This is a genomic window from Pseudonocardia tropica, assembly GCF_040105315.1.
GTDB classification, from domain to species: domain Bacteria; phylum Actinomycetota; class Actinomycetes; order Mycobacteriales; family Pseudonocardiaceae; genus Pseudonocardia; species Pseudonocardia alni.
This window is the reverse complement of sequence record NZ_JBEDNP010000001.1, coordinates 403256-415987: the sequence shown is the minus strand read 5'-3', so window position 1 is coordinate 415987 and position 12732 is coordinate 403256. Positions and strand designations below refer to the sequence as shown.

12 protein-coding genes and 2 tRNA genes are annotated in these 12732 nt (G+C 74.7%); 7 read left to right on the top strand and 7 right to left on the bottom strand.

Annotated elements, in window-relative coordinates:
- The first annotated feature begins 61 nt into the window (after positions 1 to 61).
- Positions 62 to 1723, top strand: coding sequence for a flavin monoamine oxidase family protein (locus WHI96_RS02035; protein WP_345648389.1), 1662 nt, complete (start codon positions 62 to 64; stop codon positions 1721 to 1723).
- The gene (locus WHI96_RS02030; protein WP_345648386.1) at positions 1723 to 2493 is read left to right on the top strand and encodes a carbon-nitrogen hydrolase family protein; all 771 of its coding nucleotides are present in this window, start codon (positions 1723 to 1725) and stop codon (positions 2491 to 2493) included. The genes WHI96_RS02035 and WHI96_RS02030 overlap by 1 nt, the downstream gene beginning before the upstream one ends.
- Here the strand turns inward: WHI96_RS02030 and WHI96_RS02025 are convergent.
- Positions 2484 to 2849, bottom strand: a complete 366-nt coding sequence (locus WHI96_RS02025) for a hypothetical protein (protein ID WP_345648383.1) — start codon at positions 2847 to 2849, stop codon at positions 2484 to 2486. The two genes, WHI96_RS02030 and WHI96_RS02025, sit on opposite strands and share 10 nt — an antisense overlap.
- A 102-nt stretch (positions 2850 to 2951) precedes the next feature.
- Between WHI96_RS02025 and WHI96_RS02020 the strand changes: the two genes are divergently transcribed.
- The gene (locus WHI96_RS02020; RefSeq protein ID WP_345648380.1) at positions 2952 to 3935 is read left to right on the top strand and encodes a sugar-binding domain-containing protein; all 984 of its coding nucleotides are present in this window, start codon (positions 2952 to 2954) and stop codon (positions 3933 to 3935) included.
- Positions 3936 to 4069: 134 nt separating this feature from the next.
- Here the strand turns inward: WHI96_RS02020 and WHI96_RS02015 are convergent, their stop codons facing one another.
- Positions 4070 to 5557, bottom strand: coding sequence for a protein kinase domain-containing protein (locus tag WHI96_RS02015; RefSeq protein ID WP_345648378.1), 1488 nt, complete (start codon positions 5555 to 5557; stop codon positions 4070 to 4072).
- A 173-nt stretch (positions 5558 to 5730) separates the two neighbouring features.
- Here WHI96_RS02015 and WHI96_RS02010 point away from each other — a divergent pair, with 173 nt between their 5' ends.
- The 3 genes from WHI96_RS02010 (at position 5731) to WHI96_RS02000 (ending at position 7982) form a co-directional block, all read left to right on the top strand.
- Entirely contained in the window at positions 5731 to 5907 is a 177-nt protein-coding gene (locus WHI96_RS02010) for a CsbD family protein (protein WP_345648375.1), read from the top strand.
- 174 nt (positions 5908 to 6081) lie between these two features.
- A complete protein-coding gene (locus WHI96_RS02005) occupies positions 6082 to 6594 on the top strand; it encodes an STAS domain-containing protein (protein WP_345648372.1) in 513 nt (170 codons plus the stop codon).
- Positions 6595 to 6857: 263 nt separating this feature from the next.
- Positions 6858 to 7982 (top strand): collagen-like domain-containing protein, encoded by a 1125-nt coding sequence (locus tag WHI96_RS02000; protein ID WP_345648369.1) that lies wholly within the window; start codon positions 6858 to 6860, stop codon positions 7980 to 7982.
- A 126-nt stretch (positions 7983 to 8108) separates the two neighbouring features.
- Here the strand turns inward: WHI96_RS02000 and WHI96_RS01995 are convergent, their stop codons facing one another.
- On the bottom strand, positions 8109 to 8531 hold the full coding sequence (locus WHI96_RS01995) for a MerR family transcriptional regulator (RefSeq protein WP_345648366.1): 423 nt from the start codon (positions 8529 to 8531) through the stop codon (positions 8109 to 8111).
- Positions 8532 to 8587: 56 nt separating this feature from the next.
- Here WHI96_RS01995 and WHI96_RS01990 point away from each other — a divergent pair, with 56 nt between their 5' ends.
- Complete coding sequence (locus tag WHI96_RS01990; RefSeq protein ID WP_345648364.1) at positions 8588 to 9475, top strand: alpha/beta fold hydrolase; 888 nt, start codon at positions 8588 to 8590, stop codon at positions 9473 to 9475.
- A gap of 70 nt (positions 9476 to 9545) precedes the next feature.
- On the opposite strand, the gene WHI96_RS01985 is transcribed toward WHI96_RS01990, so the two are convergent.
- The 4 genes from WHI96_RS01985 to WHI96_RS01970 all read right to left on the bottom strand — a co-directional run bounded on the left by WHI96_RS01985 (position 9546) and on the right by WHI96_RS01970 (position 12702).
- Positions 9546 to 9618 (bottom strand) — tRNA-Arg (locus tag WHI96_RS01985).
- Positions 9619 to 9687: 69 nt separating this feature from the next.
- A tRNA-Ser gene (locus tag WHI96_RS01980) sits at positions 9688 to 9777 on the bottom strand.
- Positions 9778 to 9877: 100 nt separating this feature from the next.
- Positions 9878 to 11884 (bottom strand): acetoacetate--CoA ligase, encoded by a 2007-nt coding sequence (locus tag WHI96_RS01975; RefSeq protein WP_345648361.1) that lies wholly within the window; start codon positions 11882 to 11884, stop codon positions 9878 to 9880.
- Positions 11885 to 12000: 116 nt separating this feature from the next.
- Positions 12001 to 12702, bottom strand: coding sequence for a dienelactone hydrolase family protein (locus WHI96_RS01970; RefSeq protein WP_345648358.1), 702 nt, complete (start codon positions 12700 to 12702; stop codon positions 12001 to 12003).
- Between the last annotated feature and the right edge of the window lie 30 nt (positions 12703 to 12732).

Genomic DNA, 12732 nt, shown 5'->3' with positions numbered 1-12732 from the left:
GAGTCCTCGATAGGGTCGCGGGGCCGGGTGATCCCCGGCACACGACCCGAGGAGCCCACCCATGAGCCCCGAGCAGCCACCCGTCACCGCGTTCGGCCCGGACTTCCCCTTCCCCTACGACGACTGGCTGACCCACCCGGCCGGGCTCGGCCGGGTCCCACCGGACCGGCTGGGGACCGAGGTCGTGGTCGTCGGGGCCGGGATCGCCGGGCTCGTCGCCGCCTACGAGCTGATGCGCATCGGGCTGCGGCCGGTCGTGTACGAGTCCTCCCACCTGGGCGGACGGCTGCGCTCGCAGCCCTTCGAGGGTGCCGACGGGATCGTCGCCGAGCTGGGCGGGATGCGCTTCCCCCGCTCCTCGACGGCGTTCCACCACTACGTCGACCTGCTCGGGCTGCCCACCGCGCCGTTCCCGAACCCGCTGACGGAGGCGGCCGGCAGCACGGTGATCGACCTGCACGGGCGGACGTACTACGGCCGGACCCTGGCCGACCTGCCCCCGTTCTTCACCGAGGTCGCCGACGCCTGGGCGAGCGCGCTGGAGGAGGGCGCGGGCTTCACCGACCTGCAGCAGGCGATCCGCGAGCGCGACGTCGGACGCATCCGGGCGCTGTGGGCGGAGCTCGTCGAGGTCTGGGACGACCGCACCTTCTACGACTTCGTGTCCACCTCGAAGGCGTTCTCCGACCTGTCCTTCGCCCACCGCGAGGCGTTCGGGCAGGTCGGCTTCGGGACCGGCGGCTGGGACTCGGACTTCCCGAACTCGATGCTGGAGATCCTGCGGGTGGTGCTGACCGGCTGCGACGAGGACCAGCTGCTCGTCGTCGGCGGCGTGGAGCAGGTGCCGCAGGGGCTGTGGACGCGCACCCCCGACGACCTGGTGCACTGGCCCGCCGGAACCAGCCTGTCGTCGCTGCACGGGGGCGGGACCCGGCCGGGTGTCGCGCGGCTGCACCGCCTCGACGCGGACACGATCCGTGTCACCGACGTCTACGGCGGCACCCGCGACGTGTCCGCGGTGCTCACCACCTGCCAGAGCTGGCTGCTGTCCACCCAGATCGACACCGACGAGTCGCTGTTCGGCCAGGAGGTGTGGATGGCCCTGGACCGCACCCGCTACATGCAGTCGACCAAGACGTTCGTGATGGTGGACCGGCCGTTCTGGCGCGACGTCGACCCGGCGACCGGGCGCGAGGTCATGTCCACGACGCTGACCGACCGGCTCACCCGCAGCACGTACCTGTTCGACAACGGGCCGGACCGGCCCGGGGTGATCTGCCTGTCGTACTCGTGGATGAGCGACTCGCTGAAGATGCTGCCGTACCCGGTCGAGAAGCGGGTCGAGCTGGCGCTGGGCGCGCTGCGCAAGATCTACCCGACCGTCGACGTCGGCGCGCACGTCATCGGCGACCCGATCACCGTGACCTGGGAGTCCGACCCGCACAGCCTCGGTGCGTTCAAGGGAGCCCTGCCCGGGCACTACCGCTACAACCGGCGGATGTACTGCCACTTCGTGCAGGACGACCTGCCCGCCGCCGAGCGCGGGATCTTCATGGCGGGCGACGACGTGTCGTGGACCCCGGCCTGGGCGGAGGGAGCGGTGCAGACCGCGCTGAACGCGGTCTGGGGGATCGTCGCGCACCTGGGCGGGTCCACCCCGCCGGACAACCCCGGTCCCGGGGACCGGTTCGCCGAGCTCGCGCCGCCCGCGCTGCCGGACTGATGCGCGTCGCGCTGCTGCAGACCGTCTCCCGGCCGCGCGACGTGGCCGGGAACCTCGCCCGGCTCGCCGAGGCGTGCGCCGCCGCGGACGCGGACCTGCTCGTCACCCCGGAGATGTTCCTGACCGGCTACGACATCGGCGCCGATGCGGTGGCCGGGCTCGCCGAGCCGGCGGACGGGCCGTCGGCGGACGCGGTCGCCGGGATCGCCAGGGCGTCGGGGACGGCGGTGCTCTACGGCTACCCGGAGCGCCACGGCGGGCGGGTCGCCAACGCCGTCGCGCTGGTCGGGCCGGACGGGACCCGGCTCGCCGGGTACCGCAAGACGCACCTGTTCGGTGCGCTCGACCGGGCCTGCTTCACCGCCTCGGACACCCCGCCCGCCGTCGTGACCTGGAACGGCTGGGGCCTGGGCCTGCTGGTCTGCTACGACGTCGAGTTCCCCGAGACCGTCCGCGCGCTGGCGCTGGCCGGCGCCGACGCCGTGCTGGTCCCGACCGCGAACATGCTCCCCTACGACCACGTGCCCCGGGTGCTCGTCCCGGCCAGGGCGTGGGAGAACCAGGTGTACGTGGCCTACGCCAACTGGTGCGGCACCGAGGGGTCGCTGACCTACGGCGGGCTGTCCTGCGTCGCCGGGCCGGAGGGCACCGTGGTGCGGGCGGGACGCGACCCGGAGCTGCTGGTGGCCGAGCTGGACCGGTCCGCGCTGGCGGTGTCGCGGCGGGCGAACCCCTACCTGGCCGACCGCCGCCCCGACCTCTACGGCTGAGGGTCCGGCCGGGGGCCCGCCAGCAGGATCCACTCCAGGCACCCGCCGGACCCGGGGTCGAGCACCTCGACCCGGTGGGCGTGCCCGCCCGCCACGTGCACGACCTCGTCCGCGGCGAGCTCCACCGACGGCCCGCCGGCCGCGACGCCCACCCGGGCCCGGCCGGCGAGGACGACGAGCAGCCGGTCGCACGGCGCGGCCGGGGCGTGCCACGCGCCGGCACCGGGGGCGAGCGCGAACCGCTCCAGGGCGAGGTCGCCGTAGCCGTCGTCGCGGCCGACGAGCAGCTGGCGCGACACCGGGGCCGGTGCCGGGTGGTGCGCGGCTGCCGGGGTCGTGCCGATCGTCGCGGTCATGGCGTGCCTCCACTCATCTGAGCGGTCCGAACACCGTCGAGTACACGGCCGTGGTCACGGAAGGTCAACATCACCGGCCGATGCGCGCGCTACCGTGCTCAGATGAGCGGTGACGACGAGGCGCCCGCCTGGGGGCCGGCCCGCCGGGTGCTCGCGGCCGAGGTGGCCGAGCAGGTGCTGCTGCACGGGCGGTCGAGGATCGCGGTCGGCACCGAGCTGGGGCTCAGCCGGTTCCAGGTGGCCCGGCTGCTCGAGGCGGCCCGCGAGCGCGGGCTGGTCCGGGTCGCGATCGACCCCGGCGGGGACGTCGACGCGGCGCGCTCGGCCGCCGTCCGCACCGCCCACGGGCTGCGCCGCGCCCTGGTCGCCCGCGACGACGACACCGACCCGGACGGCGGCGGGGTGCCCGCGCTCGCCGCCGCGCTGCTCGCCGAGACCGTCGGCACCGGTGACGTGCTGGGCCTGGCCTGGTCCCGGACGGTCAACGACGTCGTCGGGCTCCTCCCCCGGCTCGCGCGCTGCACCGTCGTGCAGCTGTGCGGCGCCTACTCGCTGCCGTGGCGGCGCGACGGCTCGGCCACCGCGGTGTTCCGGGCCGCCGCGCTGTGCGGCGGCGACGCCTACCCGGTCTACGCGCCCCTGCTGCTGCCCGACGCCGACACCGCCCGCGCGGTGCGGGCCCAGCCGGGCGTCGCCGACGCGCTGGCCCGCTGCGCCGCGCTGGACACCGCGGTCGTCGGGATCGGGGCGTGGCGGGCCGGGCACTCCACCGTGCACGACGTGCTGACCGCCCCCGAGCGACGACGGCTGGCCGAGGGCGGCGCCGTCGGCGAGGTCGTCGGGCTGCTGGTCGACCGCACCGGCCGGGTCCTCGACAGCGGTCCGGCGCACCAGCTCGTCGCGGTCGGGGAGGCGGACCTGCGGGCCGCGGGCGACGTGATCGCGCTGGTCAGGGACCCGGAGCGGGCCGACGCCACCGCTGCCGTGCTGCGCTCGGGCCTGGTCCACACCCTGGTCTGCGACGCGGCGACGGCCGACGCCCTGCTCGCCCGGGCCGACGGGCGACACCCACCGGGCGACCCGTGATCGTCCCGGCCACGGGTCCGGCGGCCGCGACGACGTCGTGACGCTCGCCGTGCGCCGGGCTCGACCTCCGCGGTCGAGTCCCGTCACGACGGCGTGTCCGCCGGTGGACAGCGGGTCCCCAGCCGTGGGCCCGGTCAGCAGGGGCGCGCGCCCGTCGCCATCGGGGACGGCCCGGTGACCGGGCGCAGGTAGGCGTCGCCACCGGTCCGGGCGAGCGCGGCGCAGGCGTCGCCGCGGTCGTCGAACGGGCCCAGGTAGGTGACGTAGATCGGGTTCCCCTCCGCGGTGCGCGACCGGAAGGGCACGCAGCTGTCCCCGGCGAGCAGGTAGTTCGCCCCGGGGTGGGCGCGCAGCTGCTCGGCGACGTCCTCGCGGTGCCGCGCCGGGTCGACCGCCGCGCCGACGACCACCAGGTCCGCCGGACGCGCGCACGACACCGGCGCGATCGGCCGCCCGAGCCGCAGGTCGCCGTCGGCGAGGGCGGTCGTGGCCTCCGCCGGCTGCACCGTGCCGGTGGTCGGCGGATCCGCCGGTCCGGTCAGCAGCATCCACGTGGCCCCGAGCGCGACCGCCGCCCCGGCGACGCAGGCCCCGATCAGCACCGGTAGGCGTCGCGACCGGACCCGGGGCGCGGCCGGGAACCCGGCGCCGGTCACGGCCGGGTACGCGGGTCCGGGCGCGGCGGCGAGCCCGGGGCCGGTCACGGCCGGGAACGCGGGTCCGGGGCCGGGGGTGGTCGCGGGCCGGGTCGGCGCAGGGGTCTCCGGCGCGGGGTGCGGCCCGAGCAGGCGCTGCACCGCGGCGGCGAGCGCACCGGCCGTCGCGAACCGGGCGGCGGGGTCCTTCGCCATCCCGCGGGCGACGACGTCGTCCCAGCCGGGGTCGAGCCCGGGCCGGAGCGCGGACACCCGGGGCGGCGGCGTCATCAGGTGCGCGGCGAGCACGGCGGCCGGGTCCGCCTCGGGGAACGGGGGCCGCCCCGTGAGCATCTCGACGAGCACGCAGGTCAGCGCGTAGACGTCGGCCCGGCCGTCGACCGTGCCGGTGCCCGACAGGCGTTCCGGGGCGAGGTAGGCGAGCGTGCCGACGGTCGCGCCGGTCTCGGTGAGCGCGGTGTCCGGGTCCGGGCCGACGGCGCGGGCGATGCCGAAGTCGGTGAGCGCGGTGAAGTCGTCACGGCTCTCGACGACGAGCAGGTTCGCGGGCTTCACGTCCCGGTGCACCAGACCGGCGGCGTGTGCGGCGTCGAGGGCGTGCGCGGCCTGGCGCAGGATGCCGGCGGCCCGGCGGGGTTCCAGCGGCGCCCGGCGGGCGAGGATCCGGGCCAGGTCCTCGCCGTCGACCAGGCGCATCGACAGGTAGAGCCTGCCGTCGACCTCGCCGAACCCGTGGACCGGGACGACGTGCGGGTCACGCAGCTCGAACGCGGCGCGGGCCTCCCGCCGGAACCGCTCGACGACGACCGGGTCCCCGGCCAGGTGCGCGGGCAGCACCTTCAGCGCGACCTCGCCGCCGTGACGGCGGTCGTGCGCCCGCAACACCACGCCCATGCCCCCGGCGCCGAGCCGCCCGCGGATCTCGAACTCGCCCAGCACCGACCCGACGACCAGCTCCCCGTCCATTCCCGCACCCCTCCCGTGTCCGCCCGGTGCCTTCCTACCGCCGGGCGCGGCGACGCAGGATCCGCAGGGATACGCAGAACGCGTTTCTCCGGCCGCTGCGGAGGTACCCGGTCCCCGTGCGACGGCGTCGATCCGGTGGCCGTCGCGATGTGTCACCAGCCGAGGAGGAACCCATGGCAGCGGACGACAAGGTCTCGAACAAGACCGAGGAGCTCACGGGCAAGGCCAAGGAGACCGTCGGCAAGGCGACCGACGACGAGAAGCTCGAGGCCGAGGGCAAGGGCGACCAGGCCAAGGGCAACCTCAAGCAGGCCGGCGAGAAGGTCAAGGACGCCTTCAAGAAGGACTGAGAACGCTCCCGCCTCGGCCCCGGCCACCGTGGTGGCCGGGGCCGAGGTGCGTCCCGGGGCGGTCGGCCGCGCGGCCCCGAGCCCCGTTGACGCCGCCGCCCCGCCCGGCGACGATCGAGGAGTTGCCCGGGTCCCCGGCGACAGACCCGTCTGTCGACCGGAGAGGTCCCCCTCATGACATCGGCCCCGCGCCTGTCGCTCGTCGAGTCCGGCATCGTCCCCCGGCCGCGTGATCTGCTCGGATCGGTCGTGTCGTGTGCGTCGGAGACGTTCACGGTCGACGGCGTCCGGACGACCGCCCTGTTCGTCGACGGCGAGATCGACATGGGCACGATCCCGCAGGTCGTCGACGTGCTGGGGCGGCTCCTCCACGGCGCCGCCGCCCGCGCCGTCGTCGTCGACCTGACCGGCGTCACGTTCTGCAGCATCAGTGGGCTCTCCGCGGTCGTCGACGTCGCCCTCGCGGCGGACGCCCCCGACCGCCACGTCGCCGTCGTGGCCCCGGCGTCCCGCATCAGCCGCGTCCTGGACCTGCTGCGCGACGACCGCGACCTGGCCCGGTACACGACGTTCGCGGCGGCCGTCGCCGCCATCCGCGCACTCGATCCGGGCCGTCGGACTCCCCGGGCGCCGGGCGGCGCCACCATTCGGCGACTACATGACCGAGACCATTCCCACAACGACTGATCCGACAACCGGAACATACCCGGCCGACGATTACCGGGCCGCCTGCTCCATTTGCCGATTCCGGTGGCAGTCGGGCGCTCTCCCGATGTTGTCGCAGCTCAGTGTGATATCAGCGGTTCGGAGACTCATCGATCATCCCATTCGGACAGCCAGGGGGAATTCCGGTGGATCGGTTTGCAGGAAATCGGCACGGGTACCCGAGAATTGATCCGTACAGGTCAACCGACCGGCATCGAGATCGAATACGAGAGGTTTCCCTCCACATGAACCAGCCCAACCGTGCAGGATCCGGCAACAGGACCCGCCGCCCGGCCGAGCGCGACGACGCCGAGGTCACCGTGGCCGGGCAGACCGGGACGACCGGGGAGACGGGCGTCGAGGCCGTCGCGGTGACCGTCGCCGTCCAGGGCGACCAGGCAGCGTCGGGGTCGGGGACCCCGGCCGGGACCCGGGGCACCAACGGCGCCGCGGGAGACGCCGGGGCCAAGGGCGAGCGGGGCCCCGTCGGCGCGGCGGGCGAACCGGGCGACAAGGGCGCGAAGGGCCCGGTCGGCGTCGCCGGTGAGCGCGGCGACAAGGGCGTCACGGGCCCGGCCGGCGCACCGGGTGAGCAGGGTGACAGGGGCACCAAGGGGCCCGTCGGCGCGCCGGGCGAGAAGGGCCTCCCCGGCGAGCGTGGTCCCGTCGGCGGGCAGGGGGCCGAGGGCGCCACCGGCGAACGGGGTGCCCCGGGCATCCCCGGATCGACCGGCCGGCCCGGCGACCAGGGTGAGCCGGGTCGCACCGGCCCGGTCGGCGCCCCCGGCGAGCAGGGCCCGCAGGGTCTCCCCGGTGAGCGTGGGGTCCACGGTCCCGTCGGCGAGCAGGGCCTGCAGGGCGAGCGTGGGCTCCTCGGTGAGCACGGCCTGCGCGGCGAGCCGGGCGCCCGGGGTCAGGCCGGACCGGCCGGCCTCGCCGGCGGACCGGGTCCGCGCGGCGTGATCGGTGAGGTCGGCGACAAGGGCGCCCGGGGTATGCAGGGGGTCCAGGGCGTCATCGGCGACGAGGGCGCGCCCGGCATCGACGGGCCACAGGGACCGCAGGGTGAGCAGGGCATGCCCGGACGGCCCGGGCCCGCGGGACTGCCCGGGGTCCAGGGACCGCGCGGTGGCGCCGGACCGGTGATGCCGCCCCTGGCCGGGACGAACGACCTTCTGCGCAACGTGGTGCGCGCCGCGCTGGACGTCACGCCGCGCACCGTCCTGGACCCGCGTGTCGGGTACCGGTACTGGACGACGCTGGCCTCGCGGCTGGTGAAGCTCCAGGGCGGGCTGCTGCTGCGGGCGATCGTCACCGTGCCCGACGCCGGGCCCGACGAGGACCGCTCGAACGTGCGCTCGATCGCCTGAGCACCGGCACACCACCACAGGTCCGGCCCCGACCGTCGACTCCGGTCGGGGCCGGACCTGTGGGTACGCCTCCGGCGGGGGCCTCCTCTTCCGGTCCGTGATCGCCGCGCCGCGTGCCGGGGTCGGCTACCGGCCGTCACCACCGTCGACGGCGCCCGGGCCCGGTTCCTCGACCGGCTCGGGAGCCCCCAGGGCGTATCCCGTGCAGTCCTCGCACCGGGTGAGCAGGTCGTGCGTGCAGTCGATGACGTGTTCGAGGAATCTCTCGGCGTCCGCCAGCCGGGCGCGCTGCGCACGGATCCGGCGCAGCCTCCGCTCGATCGCCCCGGCGCGGCCCGCCTCACCCCGGTGGAGCACGAGCCGGATCTCGGCGAGGCTCATACCGACACCGCGACAGGCCTGGACGACGCGCAGCCGGCGGACGTGTTCCTCCGTGTACTCCCGATGGCCCGACGGGGCACGGTCGGGGACGACGACCCCCTCGTCGTTCCAGTGCCGCAGGACGTGCACCTCGGCGCCGACCCTCCGGGCGGCCTCGCCGATCTTCATCGCCCCACGTCCCTCCGGCTTGACCTCAGGTCGACCTGAGGTTCTAGCGTCGGCCCATGCTGACACACGAGCCGCTGCTGCCCGACCCGATCCCGGTCGCCGTCGGCGGGACCACGGTCGCCACCCGGATCCTGGAGCCCGCGGGGCCGGCCCGCGGAGACGTCGTCCTGTGTCACGGCACGCCGTGGTCCTCGCAGATCTGGGGCAGCGTCGCCCGTGAGCTCGGTCGCGACCACCGCGTGTTCCTCTGGGACATGCCGGGCTACGGGGAATCGGAGAAGGGCCCGACGGTCGCGACGGACCTGCGCACCCAGGCGGAGCGCCTGGTCTCCCTCCTCGGTGTCTGGGGCCTCCACCGCCCGCACGTGGTCGCACACGACATCGGCGGCGCGGTCGCGCTGGGAGCGCACCTGCTGCACGGTGTCGACTACGCCGACCTGTTCCTCTGGGACGTCGTGACGCTGGACCCGTGGGGTTCGCCCTTCTTCCGGCTGGTGGCCGAGAACACCGACGTGTTCACGCGGCTCCCCCCGGATCTGCACTCCGCACTCGTGGAGGGGTACGTCACCGGCGCGCTCTCGCGGGAGCTCCCGGAGCGGGACGTCGAGGCTCTCGTGTCCCCCTGGACGGCTCCCGGCGGGCAGGCCGCGTTCTACCTCCAGATCGCCGCACTGAGCGCCGCCGACACCCGCGCGGTGGCGGAGGAACTGGACGCCACGCGGTGTCCGACGCGCATCGGCTGGGGCCGGGACGACCCCTGGATCCCTCTCCGCCAGGCCTACGAGCTCCGGTCCAGGCTCCCCCACCACCCCGATGTCGTCGTGCTCGACGACGTGGGACACCTGACGCCCTACGAGAGCCCCGCCGCTGTGGCCGCGGCGCTCCGCGCATGGCTGACCGGCACTGCGGACCGGTCCCGGGCCGGGCGGGTCCGTCGGCCGTGAGCGACCTCCGCGGGCACGAAACAGATTTGGCCCTGACCATCACCACTGGTCAGGGCCAAATCTCGATGTGTGCGCCCGAAGGGATTCGAACCCCTAACCTTCTGATCCGTAGTCAGATGCTCTATCCGTTGAGCTACGGGCGCGTTGCTGTCTCCAGCGTAGCAATCTTGAGTTGTCGGCCGGCGACCGGTGTACCCACCGCCGTGCCGGTGCGGAGGCTCCGGGATTTGAACCCGGGATGGGGGGTTACCCCAAACCGCATTAGCAGTGCGGCGCCATAGACCAGACTAGGCGAAGCCTCCCCGGTGCCTGACGGCCACCAGCGAGGGCAACACTACACGGGCATCCCGTCCGCCCGGAACCGGGGCCCCCCGGGTCGTGGGGGCCCCGGTCCGGCGCACGTCAGGACCCTGCGAGGGCCACGAACGGGGTCAGCGCGTCGGGGTTCTGCAGGGCCCCGGCCGACACCGCCTTCTCCGGCGCGGTACCCGCGAGGATCTTCTTCACCGGCACCTCGCACTTCTTGCCGTTCAGGGTGCGCGGCACCGCGTCGACGACGACGAACCGGTCCGGCACGTGCCGCGGCGAGAGCTCCTTGCGCAGCAGCGAGCGCAGGGTCGGCTCGACGTCGTCGAGCGTGACACCGTCGTCGAGCACGAGGAAGCAGAGCAGGGCCCCCTCCTCGCGCTCGCCGAGCGCGGTCGTGTCGATCACCAGGGAGTCCGCGACCCCGTCGACGTTCTCGACGACGGCGTAGAAGTCCGCGGTGCCCATCCGGACCCCGCCGCGGTTGAGCGTGGAGTCCGAGCGCCCGTAGATGACGTACGAGCCGCGCGGCGTGCGGCGGACCCAGTCGCCGTGGCGCCAGTTGCCGGGGAAGTCCTCGTAGTAGGACTCGCGCAGACGGGTGCCGTCCGGGTCGTTCCAGAACATGACCGGCATCGACGGGGTCGGCGTGGTGATGATCAGCTCGCCGACGTCGTCGAGCAGGTCGGTGCCGTCCTCGGCCCACGAGCGGACGTCGGCGCCGAGCGCCGCGCAGGACAGCTCGCCCAGCCACACCGGCACCGTGGGGGCGCTGGTGAGGAAGGCCGCGCAGACGTCGGTGCCGCCGGAGACCGAGCAGATCTGGATGTGCGACCCGGCCGCCTCGCCGATCCAGCGGAACCCGTCGACCGACAGCGGCGCACCGGTGGAGCCGAGGGCGCGCACCGAGGACAGGTCGTGGTCGTCGCCGGGGCGCAGGCCGGCCTTCATACAGGACTGCACGTACGGCGCGGAGACGCCGAACAGCGACACCCGGTGCTTCGCCGCCAGCGCCCACAGCGCGCCGAGGTCGGGGTGGCCGGGGCTGCCGTCGAACATCACGATCGTCGCGCCCACGAGCAGGCCGCCGACCAGGAAGTTCCACATCATCCAGCCGGTGGTGGTGAACCAGAAGAACCGCTCCCCCGGCCCGAGCCCGTGCTGCAGGCGCATCGCCTTCAGGTGCTCGACGACGATGCCGCCGTGGCCGTGCACGATGCCCTTGGGCAGACCCGTGGTGCCCGAGGAGTAGAGCACCCACAGCGGGTGGTCGAACGGGACCGCGGTGAACTCCAGCGGGCCGGACCCGGCGGTGAACTCGGCCCAGGTCGTCGTGCCGTCGAGGGTCGCGTCGGGGTCGAGGTAGGGCACGAGGACGGTCGCACGCAGCGTCGGCAGCTGTCCGCGCAGGTCGGCGACCTTGTCCCGGACGTCGAAGCCCTTGCCGTTGTAGCGGTAGCCGTCGACGGCGACGAGTACGGCGGGCTCGATCTGGGCGAAGCGGTCGTGCACCGCGCGGGCCCCGAAGTCCGGCGAGCACGACGACCAGATCGCGCCGAGGCTCGCCGCGGCCAGGAACGCGACGAGGGTCTCGACGCTGTTCGGGGCGAGCGCGACGACCCGGTCCCCCTGCCCGACGCCGGCCCGGACCAGCCCGGCGCGGGCTCGGGCGACCTGATCGCGCAGCTCGGCGTGGGTGACGGTGCGCTCGAGGCCGTCCTCGCGGACGAACTCGACCGCGACGTCGTCGTCGGCGCGGCCCGGGCCCGGGGTCAGGGCGTGCTCGGCGTAGTTGAGGGTCGCGCCGGGGAACCACTGCGCGCCGGGCATGTCGCGGGAGCCGAGCGTCGCCGTGGGGCGGTCGTGGAACAGCACGCCGGAGTACTCGGCGACGGCCGACCAGAAGCCCTCCAGGTCGGTCACCGACCAGGTGTGCAGCTCGGCGTAGTCGGTGACGTCGGACAGCGGGGCGCCCCGCTCGTCACGCGCCCAGGTCGCGAACCGGACGATCTCGGTGTCCGCCACCCGCTCCGGGGTCGGGCTCCACAGGAGCTCGGGGGTGTCCGGATCGGTGACGGTCTGCGGCGACGACACGGGCGGCATGTCCCGAGCATCCCCGACGACCCCGGCCGCGCACCAGTGGTCACAGCCCACACCCGGCCGCGTCGCCCGGGTGCCGGCCACACCCGGCCCGCCCTCCGGTCAGGCCGGGGCGTCCGTCAGCGCAGGTGGGCGTCGAACCAGTTGAGGACCCGCTGCCACGCCTCGGCGGCCGAGTCCGGGTCGTCGTCGAAGCGGTAGCCGGTGCTCGGGTAGACCACGACGTCGGTCGCCTTCCCCGAGGACGCCGCGGCGTCGCGCAGGCGGGCGACGGCGTCGGTGTCGGAGGCCTCCGAGTAGATGCCCAGCCAGGGGCAGGTCAGCTCGGGTGCGGTCTCGACCAGGGCGGGGAGGCTGGACCACGACGACGACTCGATCCCGCCACCCGCGACCGTGATCGCCGCGCCGAGGGTGCGGTTGGCCGCGACGTGCAGCGCGACCGTGCCCCCGAGGTCGAACCCGAGCACGCCCATCCGGTCGGCCTCGATGCCCACGTCGCCCAGCCAGCCGAAGGCGGTGTCGCAGTCGTCCATGACCTGGCGCGGCTCGAGGCTGCCGACGTGCTCGGCGACCGCGGCGTCGGAGCCGTCGGCGAGGTCGCCGCCCGCGCCGGCGTCGCGGTAGAGGTGCGGGGCGACGGCGAGCCAGCCGTCCGCGGCGAGGCCGGTGACGAGCAGGCGGATCGAGTCGGTGACCCCCCGTGCCTCCTGCAGGACGACGACACCGCCGCGGACCGGACCGTCGGGTTCGGCCACGGTCAGGCGCAGCTCGCCCCCGTCGGTCAGCGGCACGCCCTCGGTCCGGACAGCGGTCGTCGTCATGACGTCACTCAACCAGAGCACGGGCTCGGG